Origin of the sequence: Mesorhizobium sp. M0208 (genome assembly GCF_040322015.1) — a bacterium.
Lineage (GTDB): Bacteria > Pseudomonadota > Alphaproteobacteria > Rhizobiales > Rhizobiaceae > Mesorhizobium.
Genome location: NZ_JAMYSP010000001.1, coordinates 222,780 through 242,459 on the forward strand (window position 1 = coordinate 222,780; position 19,680 = coordinate 242,459).

Below are 19,680 nucleotides of genomic sequence, written 5' to 3' on the forward strand. Positions count from 1 at the left end.
GGGAGAAGACGATGAGCAAGAAAGATCTCGGCCTGCTGATCCTGATCCTGGTGGTCGGCGCGGTGGTGGCGATCATCAACCCGCGCTTCCTGCTGCCGATCAATCTCGCCAACACCTCGAACCTGATCGGGCTGTTCGGCATCCTGTCGATTGGCCAAGCCTTCGTCATCATCACCGGCGGCATCGAATTGTCGGTCGGCTCGGTGGTTGCGCTACTCGGTACGCTTTTCATCGATTTCATCGCCGTGCGGGAGATGGAGTGGCCGCTGGCCTTCGTGCTGATCATCGCGCTCGGCGCCATCATCGGCCTGATGCATGGCTGGCTGATCACCCGGCTGAAGTTGCAGCCGTTTGTCGTCACTCTCTGCGGCCTGCTGATCTATCGCGGCGTGGCGCGCTTCTACACTGCCGACGGCACCGCCGGCTTTGCCTTTGGGCAGAACTTCCCGGAACTCGAATTCCTGACGGCGGGGCGGTCCTGGGGCGTGCCGAACAGTTTCATCGCGCTGATCGTCATCGCCGTCGTCATGTGGGTGGTGCTGCACCGTTCGGTATTCGGGCGCTATCTCTACGCCATCGGCAAGAACGAGGAAGCGGCAAAATATTCCGGCATCCGCACCGGCCGCATCGTCATAGCCGCCTATGTCATCTGCGGCGTGCTGACGGCGCTGTCGGCTATCTATTTCGCCATGTACACACGCTCGATCTCGCCGGCGAGCCACGGCCAGTTCTACGAACTCTACGCCATCGCGGCAGCGGTGCTCGGCGGCTTCTCGCTGCGCGGCGGCGAAGGCTCGCTGATCGGCGTCCTGCTCGGCACGGTGCTGCTGCAGGAGCTGCAGAACCTCGTCAACCTGCTCGGCATCCCGTCCTCGCTCAACTTCGCCGTCATGGGCGGGGTGATCCTCATCGGCGTGCTGGTCGACCAGCAATGGGGCGTGTTCAGGGCGCGGCGGCGGATGCTGGAAGCTACCCGTAAGGGCGTGGCGGGTGCTGCCGCGGAATGACGCAAAAATAGCTGGATGAAATGCGCCGACTGCCATTGGCAGGCATCTCTCCATTTGGAACGAAACCCGTATCGAAGCGTTTATTTAAGCTTTGCTATGCGGAGGCGTCCCATGCCCACGAATCCAGTAAGTACCGCAAAGGTCGGAACTCACCCTCTCCACCCGATGCTGATACCTTTTCCTGTCGCGTTTCTTGTCGGTGCCTTTGTCACCGACCTGGTTTTCTGGGGAACTGCCGATGCTTTCTGGGCACGGGCATCGATGTGGCTGATCGGGGCAGCCATCGTAATGGCCCTTCTCGCCGCGACAGCCGGTTTTATCGACTTCCTCAACGAGCCGCGCATTCGCGCCTTGTCGGACGCCTGGTATCACATGCTGGGCAACCTGACCGCGGTCGTTGTGGCACTGATCAATTTTTATCTTCGCTATGCCCAAGGCGCCGAAGCCGCGGTCCGCCCATGGGGTGTGCTCTTGTCGTTCATAGTGGTCTGCATACTGCTGTTCACCGGCTGGAAGGGCTGGGAAATGGTGTATCGCCATCACGTTGCAGTTCTGGATACACCGGCGGATGCGCCAGTGAAGCCTTCGATAACCACTGCCGCGGATACTCGTCACGCTGGTCGGGACCGGCACGCCGCATGAGGCCATAATCCCGAAAAGGGGGTACCGGCTTCCAAAGATATTGGTTAGACAAGTAGCGCCCATACCGAATGCATCGGATGGGCGCTACTTTAGATAAGGCCCGACATGTCGGAGAAGGCCATGGCCTTGCGCAGCACCTCGGCGAAGCGCTCGCCGGCGGCTTCACGAGGGCCGCTATTGTCGATCGAGGTGACACCCGGTCCGGACAGCGCCACATTGGCACTGCGCGCCAGCCGTGCCAGCACTTCGCCGCGCGACTCGCGACCGCGCAATGCCAGCCGCTCGGCCAGGATATCCGGTGTAGCCGTGATCTCGACGACAGCCAGATTGGCGTAGCGCTCCCGCAGCGCAGGGATGATCGCGCGCGAGACGTTGGCGATCGCGACACGGCCGTTGGAGACCGACCAGTCGACTTCGGCCGGGATGCCGTAGTGCAGGCCATGCGCCTCCCAGGAAATGGCGAAGGCGCCATCCGCTTCGGCCTCGACAAAGGCAGCATCGGCGAGCGTATCGTGATCCTCGGTGGCCGCATCGCTCGGCCGGGTGATCACCCGGCGCACGAACTCCAGCCGGCTCTCGCCGGCAAACACCGCGCGCGCATAGCCGATCACCGTGTCCTTGCCGGCACCGCTCGGCCCGACGACGGCGACGAAGACACCGTCGCGGATCGGAAATCCCGCGGCGGACAATTCACGCTCGACCGATGCCGACACCATCATGCGACCCGGCGTCCCTGCCGCCAGACCGTGCGGACGACCGGGACATGGTCGTCGACGCGCACGCGAACCAGATCGGCGCGCCGGCCGGGCTCGATGACACCGCGATCGGTGAGGCCGACCGCCTCGGCCGGGTTCTTCGAAACCATGGCCACAGCCTGCGGCAGCGAGATACCTTCGACCACGTCGCCGAGGAAGAAGGCCGACTGGATCAGGCTGAACGGAATGTAGTCCGATGACAGTATATCGAGCAGGCCGTCGCCGGCCAGCGTGCGGGCCGAGACATTGCCCGAATGCGAAGCGCCGCGCATGACGTTCGGCGCGCCCATCAATACGCCGAGCCCTGCCTTTTTCGAAGCCCTCGCTGCCTCCTCGGTGGTCGGGAACTCGGCGACGCGCACACCTTGCTCGATCGCTTCGTCGACATGGCCGACGGTCGCGTCGTCATGGCTGGCGAGCACGATGCCGCGCTCATGACAAGCCGCGGCGATGAAGCTGCGGTTCGGGCTCGAGTTCCTCGCCGATTCAGCCATCCGCTTTTCGCAGAATTTCTGGAAATCGCGGTCCGTAAGCTTCAGCTTGCGCTGATAGTAGTAGGCGTAGGTCTCGAGATCGACGAATTGCCGCTGTCCCGGCGCATGGTCCATCAGCGACGCCAGCCTGACCCGCTCGTCACCGTCGAAATTGGCGAAGGCTGGAAGGCAGTCCGGCGCCGAAACCTCGCAGCGCAGATGGATGAAATGGTCGGCCCTGAGCCGGTCCTGCTGGACACTGTCCTCGATCGCGTCGGCCAGTTTGCGTATGTCGGCAGCCGTCAGGTCCGCATCCTCGTCCATGCCGACGCGCAAGGCGTCGAGCACGGTGGTGATGCCGGCGGTCGCCACCTGCGCGTCATGGGCGAGCACCGCGGCGATCGGGTTCCAGCGCACTTTCGGCCGTGGCGCGTAATGGCCTTCGAGATGATCGGTGTGGAGCTCGACCAGGCCAGGGATGATGAAGTCGCCGCCCATGTCCTCGCCGCTGCGGCCGGGTCCGGCATCAATGGCGGCGATCATGCCGTCGCGCAGCACGATCGACCCTTGGACGATCTGATCGGCGAGCACGATGCGGGCGTTGTCAAGAACAGTCTCGGCGGTCATTTCAAGCAGTCCTTGCAGGATTTTGCAGCCAACTGGAACCAATTGGCGTCGCACAAACGCGGTTAGAGCAAATAGTCATTAGGCAGTTCTTCTGGCCGGGCGGCGCCCGAGCGCGTGATGGGACAGCACCATGAACGGCGCGCCAGGTTCAGTTTCCACAAACAGCGTCAGCGCGTCCACCGGCACCGGCCTTTGCAGCACGCCCGCAAACAGGCTGTCGATTGCTAAGCGAAGACGAGGGCTTTCCTGTGACGAGACCCGGCCGGACAGCGTCATGTGGAAGCGAAACGTCTCGAACACATAGGGATAACCCCATTGGCAGAGATTGCGGAACTCGTCGGGCTTCAGCGAATCGGGGCTGCGCCGTTCGATCTCGGCTTCCGTCAACGGCGCGCGAAAGCGGTCGAAGTCGCGCACCACATCATCGGCGAAGCGGTTGAGCGACGGCAGCGGTGCTTCCGGCACCAGCGCGAAGAAGCCGTCGATCTGGCTGACGACGAGGCGCGGGATCGTAACCACCGGCGTCGCCTCGGCAAAATCGTCGAGTGCCGCGCGAAGCGAGGTTTCCGTCTCATTGGAGGCCAGTCGAAAGGGCGCCTTCAGCGTCGCATGAAAGCCATAGCGGCGCGCCGAAGCGGTATGGAAGGCAACTTCTGCCGCCGACAACTCGCCTACTGCCTCGACCGGCTTTGTGGCGGCACCGAATGGGTCGCGGCCGAGCCAGTTGGCGGCGATCCGTGCCAGCGGTTCGTCCTGTCGGGGGGTGAAATAGATCGCGTAGCGCATCGAAAGTCCTTGTCAGCCCCGCTGCCATAGGTGATTTCCATGACGAATTGACGAAGCTTTGCGGCGTTTTCGGTAACAAAACCACGCAGCCGGGTAGTTAGCCGACGATTTTTCGCTTGGACCAGCCGTTGGGGCGAAGGGGAAGTGGTCAGGCCTTCATCAGCCATTCGTGCTCGGGCGCGTTGTGGAATTTCCACGTCCGCTTCGGTCCGGCCATGACGTTGAGATAATAGAGATCATAGCCGTGGCAGGCTGCGCAGGGGTGATAACCCCTGGGTACCAGCACGACGTCGCCGTCCTCGATAGCCATCGCCTCGTCGAGCGAACGAGCACCGCTCTGGTCGGCGTCGGTGTAGACGCGCTGGAAAGCAAAGCCCTGCGGCGGGTTGAGGCGGTGGTAGTAGGTTTCCTCCAGATAGGATTCAGCCGGCAAATTGTCCTGGTCGTGCTTGTGCGGCGGATAGCTCGATGTGTGGCCGCCGGGTGTGATGACCTCGACCACCAGCAAGGAATCGGCCGGCTTGTCCTCCGGCAGGATGTTGGTGACGTAGCGCGTGTTGGTGCCTTTGCCGCGAACCTCCTGGCCGAGATCGTCGGGCCCGATGACACGGACCAGCAGACCGCCGCCCAGTCCTGGCGCCGAGCAGACGGCAAGTTCGAGATCGGTATCGGCGCTCACCGACCACTCCGACCCCTGCGGCACATAGACCGACCAAGGCTTGCCTTCGAACGGCGACATGCGTTCGCCCAGCAGGCCGAGATCCTTGCCGCCGGCTTTGGCCTTGCCCTTGCCGGTGACGAACACCAGGCAGACCTCACGATCCGCGGTTTGCCCGGAAGCGCTCTCGCCGGGTCTGAGCCGATGCAGATCGAAGCCGACATAGGTCCAGCCGGCGTTTTGCGGCGTCACATGAGCGACGCGGCCGTGGCCCTTATTGGCTTTGATGAGCAGCTTAGACATGGTCATTCCTTCGGTTTGGCGTCCGCCGATGGCTTGTCCTCGTCAGCCGGCTTGTAGAGATAGAAGAATTGCCAGACGGCATAGCCGGCGAAGCCGAGCGCGATCACGCCCCAGAACGGCGTGCCGGTGGCGAATTCGATCACCGACCAGACCAGGCAGACCGCGACAACGGCAACGCGCCGCCACAGCGGCCGGAAAAACGGGTGCTCGGAGTCTTTCATCGGATCACCCCCGGCATCGGATCAGCCCTTCCTCGCGAGCCTCAAGCATTGGGAAAGCCTTGTGTCTCCACCGTATAGCCGGCCGCTGTCATCACCCGCATCAATTCCTTGTAGCCGACCTGCGCCATCTTGAGCGGCGGGTTCTTCTTCGGATCCTGCTCGGCCTCGACCACGAACCAGCCTTCATAGCCATGGTCGGCGAGCCTCTGGACGATGGCGCCAAAGTCCAGCGAGCCATCTCCCGGCACGGTGAAGGCACCAAGCGCCACCGCATCGAGAAAGGATTGCCTGCTACGATCCAGCTTGTTGATCACCTCCATGCGCACGTCTTTCACATGCACGTGGTTGATGCGCCGGTGGTGGTTATCAATAGCGCGCAGCACATCGCCCCCGGCAAAAGCCAGGTGACCCGCGTCGAGCAGCAGTGGAATGCCTTCTCCCGAATAGCGCATGAAGGCGTCGAGCTCTGGCTCGGTCTCGACCACCGCCGCCATGTGATGGTGATAGGAGAGCGGCATGCCTTGCTCGGCACACCATTCCCCGAACTGCGTGAGCTGCTTCGCGTAGGCTTTCATCTCATCGTCCGAAAGCCTGGGCTTGCTGGCGAGGGGTTTCGAACGGTCGCCCTGGATGGAGCGGCCGACTTCGCCATAGACGATGCAGGGCGCATTCACCGCCTTGAACAGATCGATCATCGGCTGGATACGATCCTTGTTTTTCGCCATGTCTTCATTGACCAGCGTCCCCGAGAACCAGCCGCCGCAAAGTGTCACGTCGGCCTCTTTCAGGATCGGCAGCATGATTTGCGGATCGTTGGGAAAGCGGCGGCCCATTTCCATGCCGGTAAAGCCAGCCGAGCGCGACTGGCGCAGGCACTCCTCCAGCGACACATCATCGCTGAGTTCGGCAAGATCGTCGTTCCACCATGCAATGGGGGACATGCCCAGTTTGGCTTTCAAGTCGTCACTCCAGTTTCGGACATTTCGAGGCGCGTTCGCGGATGGTTCAAAGAACCCGCCCGCTCAGCGCTTCCTCGTATTTCTTGCGCGCCGCATTCACTTGCGGCCGTGCCGAGACTTCCGGCACTGCGACATCCCACCAGCTTCCACCGGCCTCGGTCGAAACCAGCGGGTCGGTGTCGATGACCAGCACGGTCGTTCGCGTGTTCTTCTTCGCTTGCGCCAGCGCCGTTTCCAGCCCGGCGATCGATGGCACTTTTTCGGCAATCGCACCCATGCTCGCAGCATGCGCGGCGAAGTCGATCTCGGGCAAGGTTTCGTGACGGGCGTCCTTCAGCAGATTGTTGAAGTTGGCGCCGCCGGTCGCCATCTGCAGCCGGTTGATGCAGCCATAGCCGCGGTTGTCGAGCAGCACGATGGTCAGCTTGAGGCCGAGCATCACCGAGGTCGCGATCTCGGAATTGAGCATCAGGTAGGAGCCGTCGCCGATCATCACGACTACCTCTTCGTCCGGCTTGGCCATCTTGACGCCGAGTCCGCCGGCGATTTCATAGCCCATTGTCGAGAACCCGTATTCTGCGTGGTAGGAGCCGGGCGCGCCCGCCTGCCAGAGCTTGTGCAACTCGCCGGGCAAGCCGCCGGCGGCATGGAGCAGTACCACGCCGGAGCCCATGGCGCGCTGTACGGCGCCGATCACCTGCGCGTCGGACGGATAGGCGGCATTGGTCGACGCAGTCACCTTGCCCGCCTCCGCCTGCCACTCCTTTTTGCCCTTGATCGCATTGTCGGTCCAGGCGGCAGGCACCTTCCAGCCCTTCAGCGCCTCGCCGAGTTCGGCGAGCCCTTCCGCCGCATCGGCGACCAGCGTCAGCGCCTGGTGCTTTCCGGCGTCGAAGGGCTGGACGTTAAGTCCGATAATGGTCTTGCCGGAATTCTTGAACAGTGCCCAGGAGCCGGTGGTGAAGTCCTGCAGCCGGGTGCCGACGGCAAGCACGACGTCGGCCTCTTCGGCCAGCCTGTTGGCAGCCGAAGTGCCGGTGACGCCGACCGCCGCCATGTTCAGCGGATGATCGTCGGGCAGCGAGGATTTGCCGCCTTGCGTCTCGCAGACCGGAACGCCGGCGTCCTGCACCAGTCTGGCCAGTTCACCCGAGGCCTGCGAATAGAGTACGCCGCCGCCGGCAATCACCAATGGCTTCTTCGCCGCTTTAAGAGCCGCCACCGCGGCGGCCAGCTCCTGGCGATCCGGACGCGGTCGCCGCTGATGCCAGATTCGTTCGGCAAAGAAGCTCTCGGGGTAGTCATACGCTTCTGCCTGCACGTCCTGGCACAGCGCCAGCGTCACCGGGCCGCATTCGGCGGGATCGGTCAGCACCTGCATGGCGCGGTTGAGCGCCGGCATGATCTGCTCCGGCCGGGTGATGCGGTCGAAATAGCGCGACACCGGCCGGAGGCAGTCATTGACGGTCGCCGTGCCGTCGGAGAAATCCTCGGCCTGCTGCAGGACCGGATCGGGAATGCGATTGGCGAAGACGTCGCCGGGCAGAAACAGGACAGGCAACCTGTTTACATGCGCAAGCGCCGCAGCGGTCACCATGTTGAGCGCGCCGGGGCCGATCGAACTGGTCGCAGCCAGGAAGCGGCGGCGGAAATTGGCTTTGGCATAGGCGATCGCCGCATGCGCCATTGCCTGCTCGTTATGGGCACGGAAGGTCGGCAGCTCGTCGCGAACCTGGTACAGCGCCTCGCCGACGCCGGCGACATTGCCGTGGCCGAAGATCGCCCAGACGCCGCCGAAGATCGGCACCTTCTTCCCGTCCATCTCGGTCATCTGTCGAGCAAGAAAGCGGGTCAGAGCCTGCGCCATCGTCAGGCGGATTGTCTTGGTCATGTCGGTTCCTCCGCAGTCCTTGTGCCGCGCCTTCTTATGCTGCTTTGCGGCCGCGCGCGGCAAGCCACGCCTCGGTCAGTCTCTCGAAGCGAGATGCCATGTCGGCAACCGCTTCATCGTCCGACATCTTGCCGGCAAGCCATTGTTCGGCCGCGTTGATGAAGATGGTGCGACCGACGGCAAAGCCCTTGACGATGGGCGCCTTGGCGGTGGCGGCAAAGGCCGCTTCCAGCTCGTCCTGCGGCGCTTCCAAACCGAGCAGCACAATCCCGCGGCACCACGGATCGTTTTTAAGGATCACCGCCTCGATCTTTGCCCATGCGCCGTGCGATGCCCGCGGTTCGAGCTTCCACCAATCGGGCTTGATGCCGAGTGCGTAGAGTTCCTCGAGCGCGCGCGGGATGGTCATGTCGTCGAGCTTGCCGTGCTTGCCGGCGATGATCTCCACCAGAAGTTCTCTGCCCACTTTCCGCGCGGCCTCGAACAAAGCGCGCAGTTTCTGCTGCTGTTCGGTCTTCAGCTCCGCCGGATCATCGGGATGATAGAAGCACAGGCACTTGATGCAGTGGTCGACCGGCCATTCGGTCAGTAGCGAACCAATGTCTTGCGAGAACTCGAAGCGAAGCGGCCGCGAACCCGGCAACTCGACCGGCCGGCCGAGCCAGGTGAAGGAATGGTGGGCGAATTCGAACATCGCCTCGCGTCCGTATTTTTCGTCGAGCAGCATGCCATAGCCGGCGCGGCCGGCCGCGACTTTGGCCGCAGCCTTGACGGTCAGCACCTTGAAAGCCGGGATCCGCGACGGATCGGCGCCGGCTTTTGCCGCGACGTCCTCCAGCTGGACGCGGTGGTCGCAGGCGAACGCCATCAGCGAGGGGATGTCGCGCCGGCGCGTGGTCGCCCAATGGATGTGGTTGATCGCCTCGTCCTTGCGCAGCGCCAGGTGCTTGCTGCCGTTTTTCAGGAAGAACTGCAATTCCTCGAAAGTCGGGTATTCAGGTGCGCAGAGGAGCCGCGACACGGCAAATGCCCCGCAGGCATTGGCCCAGGTCGCCGCCGTCGCCAGGCTTTCATCGCCGAGCCAGCCGCGCAGGAAGCCCGACATGAAGGCGTCGCCGGCGCCAAGCACATTGTAGACCTCGATAGGAAACCCCTTGCCGACGATACCGTCCTCGAGATCATCGCTGATCGGCCCGTCATAGACGATGCAGCCCATGGCGCCGCGCTTCAGCACGATGATTGCCGCCGACAGCGATCGGATGGTTTTCAGCGCGCTCAGGCAATCGTCTGCGCCCGACGCGATCATGATTTCCTCTTCGGTCCCGACGATGAGATCGCAGTCGGGCAGCACCGTCTTCAGCCGCGCCGAGACGCGGTCGGATTTCACATAGCGCTCGAAGCCTTCGGCGTGGCCGGCGAGACCCCAGAGGTTGGGGCGGTAGTCGATGTCGAACACCACCTTGCCGCCTTTGGCTTTCATGACACGGATCGCCTTGCGCTGGGCGGCGTCGCTGTTGGGTCGTGAAAAATGCGTGCCGGTGACGACGATCGCGCGTGCCGAAGCGATGAACGCCTCATCGATGTCGTCTTCCGAAAGTGCCATGTCGGCGCAATCGCTGCGATAGAAGATCATCGGCGAGACGCCTTCAGCCTCGACCGACAGCAGCACCAGGGCGGTCAGCCGCTCCGGATCGGCCTTGAGGCCTTGGACCGAAACGCCCTCGCGGGTCAGCTGCTCGCGGATGAAGCGGCCCATCTGCTCATTGCCGACGCGGGTGAGCAGCGCCGAGCGCAGGCCTAATCTGGCAGTGCCGACTGCGATATTGGCTGGACAGCCGCCGACCGACTTGGCAAAGGAAGTAATGTCCTCGAGGCGCGAGCCGATCTGCTGGCCGTAGAGATCGACGGAAGCGCGGCCGATCGTGATGATGTCGAGCGGCGAATATTTCGCTTCCACGGCTTCGCCCATTCGAACCTCCCATCGGCTTTGTTGTCTTGGGTAACACGCGCGAGCGGCAGCGTGGCGCCAGCAATATGAAATAATAATTCCAATCCATAGTCAATATGGAACGAGCATTCCCAAGCTGAAAAGTGTGCAAGGCTCGCGCGTTCAGAAATTTTGAAGTCAGACGAACGTCAAGTGTCTACCCCTGAGACCAGCTGATTTACCAAGGAAGTGGGCCATCATCGTTGAAGTACCCCGCGGTCGGGCCATCGGCGTCCAAGGTCGCCAGGTGAATGACGATCTCGGCCGCCTGCTGCACCGTGCGGTGACCTTTATAGCCGTTGAGATCGGTGGCAGTGTAACCAGGCGCGGCGGCGTTGACCTTGATGCCTTGCGGTGCGAGCTCCTTGGCGAAGGCCACCGTGATGGCGTTTAACGCTGTCTTGGAGCTGCCGTAGCTCATCATATTGATGGCGTGGTTCGCGGTGGCGGGATCCAGCGCCCTGCCGATGGAGCCGGTGGAGCTGCTCACCATCACGATCCGGGCAGCAGGTGCTGCCAGCAGCAGCGGCAGGAATGCCTGGGTCACGCGGATCGGGCCGAAGACATTGACGTCGTAGGTGGCCTGGATATCGGCGATCCGCTGCTGGCCCGGCGGCAGGTCGTAGTTGATGGCGACGCCGGCGTTGTTCACCAGCACGTCAAGGCGGCGGCTGGCCTGCCCGAACGCCTCGGCTGCCGCCTTCACACTGTCATCCCTCGTGACGTCCAGCTCAAGCCACTCTACGTCGTGGCCTTCGGCACGCAATGCCTGCGCCGCCGCCATGCCGCGTTCGGCGCTCCTGGCTCCGAGCCAGACCTTGAAGCCCATGGTCGCCATTCGCCGGGCGATTTCACGGCCTATACCCTTGTTGGCGCCGGTCACCAGCGCAGTTTTCGATGTCGTCATGTCGTGTCTCCATGTTTGCTGTCGAAGACCCACAAATGGCGCGAGGCAGCGGGCGCCGCGCGCCGGAAACTCTCCAGCTCTTGCCTAATCCCCTCACGCTGTTGCGCGGCCGGTGCGAATGCGCGATGCTGGCGCAATGAGCGAGGCGCTGCAGGAGTTGATCGAAATCGCCGGCCGCCATGCGCGCGGGCGAAGAATAAGAACGGCAATTCCCCGCGTTTCGATCGGCCGCAGCGAAGTCGCGACGGCGCCATTGCCGGGTGTGTGGGGGTCGGGGGTCTTATTCGTATTGCAGGGCGCGAAGACGGTTCTGATCGGCGACCGGGCTCTTCGTTACGACCCGGCCAGCTATTTCATCTACACTGTCGAGACGCCCAGCATCAGCCAGATAGTCGAAGCGAGCGCCGCACGTCCTTATCTGGCCATTGGCTTGACCCTTGACCTGCAGGCTGTCGCCGCGCTCCTCGTTGAGCACGGGCCGGTCCTCGGCGGCGACAGGTTCTCCACCTCTCCCGTTGATGACGACCTGCTCGACGCGTTGCGTCGAATGCTGCGGCTGCTTGACCGGCCAGCGGAGATTCCCGTGCTTGCGGCCATGCTCGAGCGGGAGATGCTGTTTCGGCTCCTGCAAGGCCCGCAAGGCGGAAAGCTTCGTGAACTTGCGCGCGCCGACGGCCATCTGTCCCGGATTGGCCAGGCGATCGCCTGGATCCGCTCGCATCCCCATCAGCCGGTCCGGGTCGGGGATCTGGCCGAAATCGCCCATATGAGTAGTGCTGCGTTCTATCGTCACTTCAAGGCGGCGACGGCCATGAGCCCAATCCAGTATCAAAAGCAAATCCGCTTGCTGGAAGCCCGCCATCTGCTGATTGCCCAGCCGGGCAACGTGGCGCGTGTCGCCTTCGCTGTCGGCTATGAGAGTGCTTCCCAGTTCAGCCGGGAGTATGCCCGCCAGTTCGGATCGCCGCCTGCCCGCGACGCAGCGCGGCTTTTGGCAGGAGGCGAAACGGCAATAGAGGTGCTCTAAGGCTTGCGCTTCCTGCCGCTGTCGCGCCGCTTCTCGCCGACGGCGACAGTCAGCGCCATGGCCAAGGCCATCGTCGCCGACAGCGAGCGGAAGCCGGCGAAATCGGCCTCGGCGACCTCGAACCAGACCCTGGCGAACTGGGCGAGCGGCGAAAAGGAGGAGTCGGTAATCGCCACGATCGGCACGCCTTGTTCCGAAATGACGCGCGCCTCCTCGATGGTGGCCGGGGCATAGGGTGAAAAGCTTATGGCGATGACGGCGTCCCTTGGAGAGGCAAAGCCGATCATCTCCGCATTGAGGCCGGCGGCCGATTCGATCAGCTGGTTGCGGATCTTGAGCTTGCCCAATGCGTAGGCGATGTAGGAGGCGACCGGGTAGGAGCGCCGCTTGGCCAGCACGTAAATGGTTTCGGCCTTGGCCAGCACGGCGATAGCATCTTCGAAATGGTCTTCATTCAGCGTGCGCGAAATGTCGTTGAGCGAGGTGCTGGCTGCGGCAACAAAACCATCGAAAATCGCGCGGTGGCCGGCGCCTTCCTCGGCCTTGGCGCGCAATGCCGCCAGCCTTTCATCATAGGACGAGTTGCGCTCGCGCAGACGCTCGCGAAACACCAACTGCAGGCTGGTGAAACCATCAAAACCAAGCTGCTGGGCAAAGCGGATCAGGGTCGAAGGCTGGACACCGGCGGAAGCGGCGATGCTGGCGGCGGTGCCGAAGGCGATATCGTCTGGGTTGTCGAGCGCATAGGCGGCGATCTGGGCGATACGTTTCGGCAGGCTCTGGCGCCGCTCCAGGATCGTCGCCCGCAGCGTCTCGAAATCGCGCGGCACCCGTTCGTCCATCGTCGCTCCGCCCAGGCTCATCGTCTGGTTCCCTCTGTGCCCCATCATAGCGGGCCTGTGCAAGAACACCATAAAAAATGAGACAAGCGTTCCATCTGCAGACAAAATGGACTAATTCATCCACACAAACTTTGCACACAGGGAGGCAAGCGGATGGTCGGGGTAGGTCTTATCGGCACGGGCTTCATGGGCAAGTGCCACGCCATTGCCTGGAACGCGGTCGGCACCGTCTTTCCCGATGTGGCCAAGCCAAGGCTGGTTCATCTGGGCGAGGTCAACGAGGACCTTGCCAAACGCCGTGCCAGCGAATTCGGCTTCGCCAAGGCGTCCGGTGACTGGCGCGCGGTGGTCGACGATCCCGACGTCGATGTCATCTCGCTGACCACGCCGAACCAGTTCCACCCGGAAATGGCCATCGCCATCCTCGAAGCCGGGAAGCATCTGTGGTGTGAAAAACCGATGGCGCCGAGTTTTGCGGAGGCGCAAGCAATGGCTGCGGCAGCCCAAAAGTCCGGCAAAGTCGCCGCGCTCGGCTATAACTACATCCAGAACCCCGCAATCCGCCATATCGGCGCGCTGCTCGACGACAAGATCATCGGCGAGGTCAACCATCTGCGCATCGAGATGGACGAGGACTTCATGGCCGATCCGGAAGCGCTGTTCTTCTGGAAGCACGAGGCGGCGTCCGGTTACGGCGCGCTCGACGATTTCGCCGTGCATCCGCTTTCGCTCATCGCCGTGCTGTTCGGCCGCGTTGCCCGCGTCATGTGCGACATGGCCAAACCCTATGCCGAACGCCGCGTCGCCTCTGGCGGGCGCCGCGCGGTCGAAACCTACGACATCGCCAGCATCCTGATGCATCTCGAAAACGGCATCGCCGGCACGCTGCTGGTCAACCGTTCGGCCTGGGGCCGCAAAGGCCGGATCGCCATTCAGATTTTTGGCTCGAAGGGCTCGATCCTGTACGATCAGGAGCGGATGAATGAGTTCCAGCTCTATCTGACAGCCGACCGGCCGACCGAGCAAGGCTATCGCACCATCCTGGTAGCGCCGCACCACAAGCCCTACGACGCCTTCCTGCCGGCACCCGGCCACGGGCTTGGCTTCAACGACCTCAAGATCATCGAATGCAGGGAACTTTTGACGCGGCTGGCCGGCAAGCCGGCGCGCATCATCGACTTCGACGAAGGCCTGGAGATCGAGCGCACCGTGCACGCGATGGCCAGGTCGTTCAGTGAGAGCCGCTGGGAGGACGTGAGGTAGCCCCTCCCCCGGCATCCGATTCACAGTGGCCGCTTCAGCCGCCTGCGGCTGAGGTGTCCGTTTCCCACCCGTTCACCCAGACCTGCCGCAAACCGTCGCCTTCACCCTTGAACCATAGTCCCGTCGCCTGGCAATCCTCGATCCGGTCGCTGCGGAAATTGCGGATTGCCTGGCGCAGCTCGCACCAGGCAACGATGTTGGCGGTTTCGGAGTAGTAGATGAGGGCGATCGGACAGATGATGCGGTCGGTGGCTCGGCCCAGTTCGTCGCGGTAGGAAAGGTCCAGCTTGGCCTCGTCGCGGATGGCACGGCGCACCAACGCCAGATCGACCGCGGAGGCCGATGGCGCGGCAAAACCCCATGCATGCAACTGATTGGCGTCGAGCGTTTGGCGCAAAGGCGGCGGCACCGCGCCGGCGATCTTGGCGCTGACGCGCTTGGCCGCCTGCTTGAGCTCGCTGTCGCCCGTGCGTTCGAGCAGCGCGAGAGACAGTACGATCGCCTCCATCTCCTCGATCGAAAACATCAACGGGGGCAAGTCGAAGCCAGGACGCAGTATGTAGCCGATGCCGCGCCCGCCCTCGATCGGCACGCGCATCGCCTGCAGCGCGGCAATGTCACGATAGACCGAGCGCACCGTCACCTCCAGCCGCTCGGCGATCATTGCCGCCGTCACCGGTCTCCTCGCCAGCCGCAGGATCTGGATGATCTCGAACAGACGCGACGCCTTGCGCATTCCCTCACTCGGCCCGAAGGCAACTGACAACACCTCGTCAGTTGGACTGACCTATAGGATCGCCTATCGGATTGAAAATCAACAAGTTCCTCTGCAGCTCGCCTGCATGAGGCGACAGGCAACTGACATGGACTACGCGGCAAACCTCTGGCTCTTTTTTCTCCTCCTTGTCGGCATCATCATCGTGCCCGGCATGGACATGCTTTTCGTGCTTGCCAATGCGCTGACCGGCGGCAGCAGCAGAGGGCTTGCGGCGACCGGCGGCATCATGCTGGGCGGCGTGGTGCATACGCTGAACGGCGCGCTCGGCGTCGGCCTGCTCATGCATTTCTTGCCGATCCTCTTCAATCCGCTGCTGATTGCCGGCGCCGCCTACATGGCCTTTATCGGCATCACGTTGATGCGCAGCTCCATCACCGTCAGCCATGACGGCCCTGCCGCCAGCCGCTCCGCATGGAAGGCCTTTCGCCAGGGGATCATGACCTGCCTGATCAATCCAAAGGCCTATCTCTTTGTTCTTGCCGTCTATCCGCAGTTTCTGAGGCCGGATTACGGCCCGATCTGGATGCAGGCGATCATCATGGGGCTCATGACGATCGCCACGCAGTTCGCTGTCTATGGCGGACTCGCAATTACCGCCGGTCGCAGCCGCGATCTGCTGGCCGCCAATCCAAGGGCAACCGCTCTTGCCGGCCGGGCGGCCGGACTGCTTCTCGTTGCGGTTTCGGCGCTCACCGTCTGGGAAGGCTTGAAGGCGGCGTGAATTCCGCGCCCGAAGGGCGCAACGTCCATGGCAGCGGCGCCGGCCGGGTCAGGCGGCTCCCGGACGGCTTGATATCATGGCGCGGCGCACCGACCGGCGCCGCTCGACCGCGTCGGCAAGGCCGTAAAGCACCGTCTCGGTGGTTGCCCAGTCGATGCAGCCATCGGTGATGCTCTGGCCATAGACGAGCGGCCTGCCGGGCACGACATCCTGCCGGCCGGCGACAAGGTTGCTCTCGATCATAACGCCGATGATGCGCTCGTCGCCCGCCGCGACCTGGCCCGCCACCTCGGCTGCCACCCCTGGCTGGTTTTCCGGCTTCTTGCTGCTGTTGGCGTGGCTGACATCGATCATCAGCCGCGGCGCCACGCCGATCCGGCCGAGTTCCGCGCAGGCAGCAGCAATGCTGGCCGCGTCATAATTAGGCACAATACCGCCGCGCAGGATGACGTGGCAGTCCTCGTTGCCGGTGGTCGTAGCGATGGCGCTGCGCCCACCTTTCGTCACCGCCATGAAATGATGCGGCTGGGCGGCGGATTTCACGGCTTCGGCGGCGATCCGCAAATTGCCGTCGGTGCCGTTCTTGAAGCCGACCGGGCAGGACAGGCCTGACGCCAGTTCGCGATGGATCTGGCTCTCGGTCGTGCGCGCGCCGATCGCTCCCCAGGCGACGAGGTCGGCAATATACTGCGGGGTGGCCATGTCGAGGAATTCGGTGGCCGCCGGAAGGCCGAGATTGTTGACCGCGGAGAGCACGTTGCGGGCCATCCGCAACCCCTTGTCGATGTTGAAGCTGCCGTCGAGATCGGGATCGTTGATCAGGCCTTTCCAACCGACCGTCGTGCGCGGCTTCTCGAAATACACCCGCATGACGATCTCCAGCCGGTCCGACAGGCTTTCGCGCAGCGTCGCCAGACGACTGGCATAGTCTACGGCAGCGGCCGGGTCGTGGATCGAACAGGGGCCGACGACAACCACCAGCCGGTCGTCGGCGCCGGTCAGCACGGCGTGGATCGCGTTGCGTGATGCGGCAACGGTGCGCGTCGCCGTCAGCGTGCGCGGTATCTCCCGCATCACCTCGTCCGGCGCGCTCAATTCCCTTATCTCTTTGACCCGAAGATCGTCTGTGGTCGTCAACACGGCTTTCTGCTCCTGTCTGTTGGAGCATGATCTTTTCCGAAAACCGGATGCCACTTTTCGGGATCATGCTTTAGGAGACCTGCCGGCAAACAAAAAAGCCGCCAGGTCTGGCGGCTGTTCGGATTTTTGATGCTGCAATCTTCAGATCGAGCGCAATCCTCCCGCCGCCAGCGAGCTGCTAAAGTACCAATAGGTGGCGGTCAGGTTGATCATGCGGTTCATATAATCGATGCCGGGGCGCTTGTCACGTGGGTGATGAGGCGAAGCAGTGTCTCAGTTTGAAATGTGCTCCTGGCCTTGGGGAAACCAGATGCCACGCCGAAACCAGTTGGCCACGCCCAGATTGGGTATGACGTGATTCTGGTCAAGATCATTCATGTCCTTGATGATCTCGATGCCGACAACATTCTCGGCAGACCCAAAGGCAAGCGAAAAGAGTTGTAGCGCGTCGGCTTTCGATTGCGCGGTGACGCCAACCCCGAGGTGGCCGCTTACCTTGATCCAATAGGGATGCATCAGACGTGCTCTTGCCGCCCCAGCGGTTCGTCACGCTGACGCCCAAGGTTGAGATCGGCGCCGCGCAGCGGGGAGTCCAACAGGAACTCCGCAAGCGTACCCTTGCGTGCGGTCTTGCGCTGCCATTCCTCGGCCGAGACGACAACCACGATCGGTTTGCCGTTTCTGGTGATCGTCTGCGGCGCCGACTGCGCGCGCTCGATGACCTCTGAGAGCCGGGCTTTTGCCCCGGCGACCGTCCAATTGGTATTCTTAGGTGCAGGCGGCATCTTAATCCCGTGACTAGTCCGACTACGTTGACTATGCGGGAATGGCGATGCCGACGCAACAGACGCAGGGCCACTCAGCTGGCCTTACTCCGGCGACGCCCCCGCGATGCTCTGGTCGTAGTCGACCAGCGATCCGGTCATGACGCCGGACTGCGGGCTGATCATATAGCTGATCAACCTGGCAAGCTGTGCCGGTTTCACCAATTGACCCATCGGCTGCGCGGCCTCGGCCCGTTCCAGCCAGTCGTCCGGCGCGTCGTGCCATTTTTTCTGCACGATCGCTTCGCCCTCGGTGTCCATCCAGCCGGGCAGCACCGCATTGCAGCGGATGCGATTGCCGCGATAGGCATTGGCGACATTCTTGGTCAGTGTCGCCAGCGCACCCTTGCTCGACGAATAGGGTGCCAGGAACGACTGGCCGCAATGCGCCGACATCGACAGCACGTTGACGATCGAGCCCGGTGCCTTGCGCGCCAGCAAATGCGCCACCACGCCCTGCATCAGGAAAAACGGGCCGCGGACATTGGTCTGGAATATCTGGTCGAAGAGATCCTCGGAGGTCTCGACCAGCGAGCCGCGAGCCGAGGTGGCAGCGGCGTTGACCAGTGCGTTGACGGTACCGAAATGGCCAATCGCCATCTCGACGGCACGCTTGCAGTCGGCCACTTTTGAGACGTCGGCGCTGATGAAGATGGCATCGACGCCTGCCCGCTTGAGAACGGCGACAGCCTTGTCGCCCTTCTCCTGCGAGCGGCCGATCAGCGCCAACGCCCGGCAACCCTCGTCGGCCAGCGCTTCGGCCACGGCGAAGCCGATGCCTTGCGCGCCGCCGGTGACGATGGCGCGTGTTTCGGAATTGCGACCGGCTGAACCGTTCATCGCCTTGCTCCTGTGCTTGATAGTCAGATTGTTTTGTCGAGGCGGACGGTCTTGCCTTCCTTGGCCGATTTCAGCGCCGCATCTGCCAGCCTGAGCGCCACCAGGCCATCCCTGCCGCTCGGCACCGCCTTCTTGCCCGACGTCGCTGCCGCGATGAAGGCGGCGATCTCGTTGGCATAGGCGTCGAGATAACGGGTCATGAAGAAATCGTGCAGCGGCGGCCGCGTATAACCTTTCTCGTTGGCCAGTTCGATCGACACCGGCCGCTGGTTTTCGGCCGCGATCATGCCTTTCGAGCCATGCACCTCGATGCGCTGGTCGTAGCCATAGGTGGCGCGGCGCGAGTTGGAGATGACGCATTGCTTGCCGGAGGCGGTTTCGAGAATGACGCTGACGCTGTCGAAGTCGCCGGCTTCGCCGATCTTTTTGTCGACCAGCACCGAAGCGTGCGCGCTGACCGCCACCGGCTCCTCGCCGAGCAGGAAGCGCGCCATGTCGAAATCATGAATGGTCATGTCGCGGAAGATGCCGCCCGAGCGGCCGATATAGTCGAGCGGCGGCGGGCCGGGATCGCGCGAGGTGATCGTCACCATTTCGACGGTGCCGATGGCGCCGTCGTCGATCGCCTTGCGCACGGCGGCAAAATGCGGATCGAAGCGGCGGTTGAAGCCGACCATCAGGGTGGCGCCGGCCTTGTCGACGACGGCCAGGCAACGTTCCACCCTGGCGGCGTCGAGGTCGATCGGCTTTTCGCAGAAAATCGCTTTACCCGCTTTGGCGAAGCGTTCGATCAGATCGGCATGGGTGTCGGTCGGCGTGCAGATGACGACCGCATCGATATCGCCGGCCTTCTCGATGGCATCGATGCTGCGCACTTCGGCGCCATAGGCAGAGGCCAGATCGGTCGCCGCCTTCTCGAAGGCGTCGGCAACTGCAACCAGCCTGGCCTGCGGATTGGAACCAACGGCGCGAGCATGGACCTTGCCGATACGGCCCGCACCGAGAAGAGCAAAGCGAAGAGGCATGAAG

Annotated in this window: 21 protein-coding genes; 5 read left to right on the forward strand and 16 right to left on the reverse strand. The window is 63.0% G+C overall.

Annotation, left to right across the window (positions count from 1 at the left end; all coding sequences use genetic code 11):
- Nucleotides 1-11 precede the first annotated feature (11 nt).
- The gene (locus tag NKJ17_RS01165; RefSeq protein ID WP_254815901.1) at nt 12-1,007 is read left to right on the forward strand and encodes an ABC transporter permease; all 996 of its coding nucleotides are present in this window, start codon (nt 12-14) and stop codon (nt 1,005-1,007) included.
- Between the two features lie 111 nt (nt 1,008-1,118).
- Nucleotides 1,119-1,649, forward strand: a complete 531-nt coding sequence (locus NKJ17_RS01170; protein ID WP_352505999.1) for a DUF2231 domain-containing protein — start codon at nt 1,119-1,121, stop codon at nt 1,647-1,649.
- An 89-nt stretch (nt 1,650-1,738) separates the two neighbouring features.
- Here NKJ17_RS01170 and phnN read toward each other — a convergent pair whose 3' ends face one another.
- The 9 genes from phnN to NKJ17_RS01215 all read right to left on the reverse strand — a co-directional run bounded on the left by phnN (nt 1,739) and on the right by NKJ17_RS01215 (nt 11,216).
- A complete protein-coding gene (gene phnN, locus NKJ17_RS01175; protein WP_352477063.1) occupies nt 1,739-2,368 on the reverse strand; it encodes a phosphonate metabolism protein/1,5-bisphosphokinase (PRPP-forming) PhnN in 630 nt (209 codons plus the stop codon).
- Nucleotides 2,365-3,504 (reverse strand): alpha-D-ribose 1-methylphosphonate 5-triphosphate diphosphatase, encoded by a 1,140-nt coding sequence (locus NKJ17_RS01180; protein ID WP_352505998.1) that lies wholly within the window; start codon nt 3,502-3,504, stop codon nt 2,365-2,367. The genes phnN and NKJ17_RS01180 overlap by 4 nt, the downstream gene beginning before the upstream one ends.
- A 78-nt stretch (nt 3,505-3,582) precedes the next feature.
- On the reverse strand, nt 3,583-4,290 hold the full coding sequence (locus NKJ17_RS01185) for a DUF1045 domain-containing protein (RefSeq protein WP_352477065.1): 708 nt from the start codon (nt 4,288-4,290) through the stop codon (nt 3,583-3,585).
- A 148-nt stretch (nt 4,291-4,438) separates the two neighbouring features.
- A complete protein-coding gene (iolB, locus tag NKJ17_RS01190) occupies nt 4,439-5,251 on the reverse strand; it encodes a 5-deoxy-glucuronate isomerase (RefSeq protein WP_352686469.1) in 813 nt (270 codons plus the stop codon).
- A 2-nt stretch (nt 5,252-5,253) separates the two neighbouring features.
- Nucleotides 5,254-5,472 (reverse strand): DUF3329 domain-containing protein, encoded by a 219-nt coding sequence (locus NKJ17_RS01195; RefSeq protein WP_254815905.1) that lies wholly within the window; start codon nt 5,470-5,472, stop codon nt 5,254-5,256.
- Nucleotides 5,473-5,513: 41 nt separating this feature from the next.
- Nucleotides 5,514-6,431 (reverse strand): myo-inosose-2 dehydratase, encoded by a 918-nt coding sequence (gene iolE / locus NKJ17_RS01200; protein WP_352686472.1) that lies wholly within the window; start codon nt 6,429-6,431, stop codon nt 5,514-5,516.
- 46 nt (nt 6,432-6,477) lie between these two features.
- The gene (gene iolD / locus NKJ17_RS01205) at nt 6,478-8,322 is read right to left on the reverse strand and encodes a 3D-(3,5/4)-trihydroxycyclohexane-1,2-dione acylhydrolase (decyclizing) (RefSeq protein ID WP_352686475.1); all 1,845 of its coding nucleotides are present in this window, start codon (nt 8,320-8,322) and stop codon (nt 6,478-6,480) included.
- A 34-nt stretch (nt 8,323-8,356) separates the two neighbouring features.
- Nucleotides 8,357-10,291, reverse strand: coding sequence for a bifunctional 5-dehydro-2-deoxygluconokinase/5-dehydro-2-deoxyphosphogluconate aldolase (locus NKJ17_RS01210; protein ID WP_352686478.1), 1,935 nt, complete (start codon nt 10,289-10,291; stop codon nt 8,357-8,359).
- 196 nt (nt 10,292-10,487) lie between these two features.
- On the reverse strand, nt 10,488-11,216 hold the full coding sequence (locus NKJ17_RS01215) for an SDR family oxidoreductase (RefSeq protein ID WP_352686481.1): 729 nt from the start codon (nt 11,214-11,216) through the stop codon (nt 10,488-10,490).
- 136 nt (nt 11,217-11,352) lie between these two features.
- On the opposite strand from NKJ17_RS01215, the gene NKJ17_RS01220 reads away from it, so the two are divergent.
- Entirely contained in the window at nt 11,353-12,243 is an 891-nt protein-coding gene (locus NKJ17_RS01220; RefSeq protein WP_352686663.1) for an AraC family transcriptional regulator, read from the forward strand.
- On the opposite strand, the gene NKJ17_RS01225 is transcribed toward NKJ17_RS01220, so the two are convergent.
- Complete coding sequence (locus tag NKJ17_RS01225) at nt 12,240-13,085, reverse strand: MurR/RpiR family transcriptional regulator (RefSeq protein WP_352464792.1); 846 nt, start codon at nt 13,083-13,085, stop codon at nt 12,240-12,242. The two genes, NKJ17_RS01220 and NKJ17_RS01225, sit on opposite strands and share 4 nt — an antisense overlap.
- 153 nt (nt 13,086-13,238) lie before the next feature.
- Here NKJ17_RS01225 and NKJ17_RS01230 point away from each other — a divergent pair, with 153 nt between their 5' ends.
- Nucleotides 13,239-14,348, forward strand: a complete 1,110-nt coding sequence (locus NKJ17_RS01230; protein ID WP_352686484.1) for a Gfo/Idh/MocA family protein — start codon at nt 13,239-13,241, stop codon at nt 14,346-14,348.
- 34 nt (nt 14,349-14,382) lie between these two features.
- On the opposite strand, the gene NKJ17_RS01235 is transcribed toward NKJ17_RS01230, so the two are convergent.
- Nucleotides 14,383-15,084 (reverse strand): helix-turn-helix transcriptional regulator, encoded by a 702-nt coding sequence (locus NKJ17_RS01235; RefSeq protein WP_352686487.1) that lies wholly within the window; start codon nt 15,082-15,084, stop codon nt 14,383-14,385.
- 127 nt (nt 15,085-15,211) lie between these two features.
- Here NKJ17_RS01235 and NKJ17_RS01240 point away from each other — a divergent pair, with 127 nt between their 5' ends.
- Entirely contained in the window at nt 15,212-15,847 is a 636-nt protein-coding gene (locus NKJ17_RS01240) for a LysE family translocator (protein WP_352686490.1), read from the forward strand.
- Between the two features lie 48 nt (nt 15,848-15,895).
- Here NKJ17_RS01240 and NKJ17_RS01245 read toward each other — a convergent pair whose 3' ends face one another.
- The 5 genes from NKJ17_RS01245 to iolG form a co-directional block, all read right to left on the reverse strand.
- Entirely contained in the window at nt 15,896-16,987 is a 1,092-nt protein-coding gene (locus tag NKJ17_RS01245; protein WP_352686493.1) for a 3-deoxy-7-phosphoheptulonate synthase, read from the reverse strand.
- Between the two features lie 273 nt (nt 16,988-17,260).
- Nucleotides 17,261-17,503, reverse strand: a complete 243-nt coding sequence (locus tag NKJ17_RS01250; protein ID WP_352686496.1) for a hypothetical protein — start codon at nt 17,501-17,503, stop codon at nt 17,261-17,263.
- On the reverse strand, nt 17,503-17,772 hold the full coding sequence (locus NKJ17_RS01255; RefSeq protein WP_352686499.1) for a type II toxin-antitoxin system Phd/YefM family antitoxin: 270 nt from the start codon (nt 17,770-17,772) through the stop codon (nt 17,503-17,505). Before NKJ17_RS01255 ends, NKJ17_RS01250 begins: the two co-directional genes overlap by 1 nt.
- An 84-nt stretch (nt 17,773-17,856) precedes the next feature.
- Nucleotides 17,857-18,651, reverse strand: coding sequence for an SDR family oxidoreductase (locus tag NKJ17_RS01260; RefSeq protein WP_352686502.1), 795 nt, complete (start codon nt 18,649-18,651; stop codon nt 17,857-17,859).
- Nucleotides 18,652-18,674: 23 nt separating this feature from the next.
- Nucleotides 18,675-19,676: an inositol 2-dehydrogenase gene (iolG, locus tag NKJ17_RS01265; RefSeq protein WP_352647757.1), complete on the reverse strand. Its 1,002-nt coding sequence runs from the start codon at nt 19,674-19,676 to the stop codon at nt 18,675-18,677.
- Nucleotides 19,677-19,680 lie beyond the last annotated feature (4 nt).

Bases quoted from the DNA above. Each gene is read 5' to 3' on its own strand.
- NKJ17_RS01165 (WP_254815901.1), top strand. From the start codon at position 12: ATGAGCAAGAAAGATCTCGGCCTGCTGATCCTGATCCTGGTGGTCGGC.
- NKJ17_RS01170 (WP_352505999.1), top strand. From the start codon at position 1,119: ATGCCCACGAATCCAGTAAGTACCGCAAAGGTCGGAACTCACCCTCTC.
- phnN (WP_352477063.1), bottom strand. From the start codon at position 2,368: ATGATGGTGTCGGCATCGGTCGAGCGTGAATTGTCCGCCGCGGGATTT.
- NKJ17_RS01180 (WP_352505998.1), bottom strand. From the start codon at position 3,504: ATGACCGCCGAGACTGTTCTTGACAACGCCCGCATCGTGCTCGCCGAT.
- NKJ17_RS01185 (WP_352477065.1), bottom strand. From the start codon at position 4,290: ATGCGCTACGCGATCTATTTCACCCCCCGACAGGACGAACCGCTGGCA.
- iolB (WP_352686469.1), bottom strand. From the start codon at position 5,251: ATGTCTAAGCTGCTCATCAAAGCCAATAAGGGCCACGGCCGCGTCGCT.
- NKJ17_RS01195 (WP_254815905.1), bottom strand. From the start codon at position 5,472: ATGAAAGACTCCGAGCACCCGTTTTTCCGGCCGCTGTGGCGGCGCGTT.
- iolD (WP_352686475.1), bottom strand. From the start codon at position 8,322: ATGACCAAGACAATCCGCCTGACGATGGCGCAGGCTCTGACCCGCTTT.
- NKJ17_RS01210 (WP_352686478.1), bottom strand. From the start codon at position 10,291: ATGGGCGAAGCCGTGGAAGCGAAATATTCGCCGCTCGACATCATCACG.
- NKJ17_RS01215 (WP_352686481.1), bottom strand. From the start codon at position 11,216: ATGACGACATCGAAAACTGCGCTGGTGACCGGCGCCAACAAGGGTATA.
- NKJ17_RS01220 (WP_352686663.1), top strand. From the start codon at position 11,353: ATGAGCGAGGCGCTGCAGGAGTTGATCGAAATCGCCGGCCGCCATGCG.
- NKJ17_RS01225 (WP_352464792.1), bottom strand. From the start codon at position 13,085: ATGGACGAACGGGTGCCGCGCGATTTCGAGACGCTGCGGGCGACGATC.
- NKJ17_RS01230 (WP_352686484.1), top strand. From the start codon at position 13,239: ATGGTCGGGGTAGGTCTTATCGGCACGGGCTTCATGGGCAAGTGCCAC.
- NKJ17_RS01235 (WP_352686487.1), bottom strand. From the start codon at position 15,084: ATGCGCAAGGCGTCGCGTCTGTTCGAGATCATCCAGATCCTGCGGCTG.
- NKJ17_RS01240 (WP_352686490.1), top strand. From the start codon at position 15,212: ATGGACTACGCGGCAAACCTCTGGCTCTTTTTTCTCCTCCTTGTCGGC.
- NKJ17_RS01250 (WP_352686496.1), bottom strand. From the start codon at position 17,503: ATGCATCCCTATTGGATCAAGGTAAGCGGCCACCTCGGGGTTGGCGTC.
- NKJ17_RS01255 (WP_352686499.1), bottom strand. From the start codon at position 17,772: ATGCCGCCTGCACCTAAGAATACCAATTGGACGGTCGCCGGGGCAAAA.
- NKJ17_RS01260 (WP_352686502.1), bottom strand. From the start codon at position 18,651: ATGAACGGTTCAGCCGGTCGCAATTCCGAAACACGCGCCATCGTCACC.
- iolG (WP_352647757.1), bottom strand. From the start codon at position 19,676: ATGCCTCTTCGCTTTGCTCTTCTCGGTGCGGGCCGTATCGGCAAGGTC.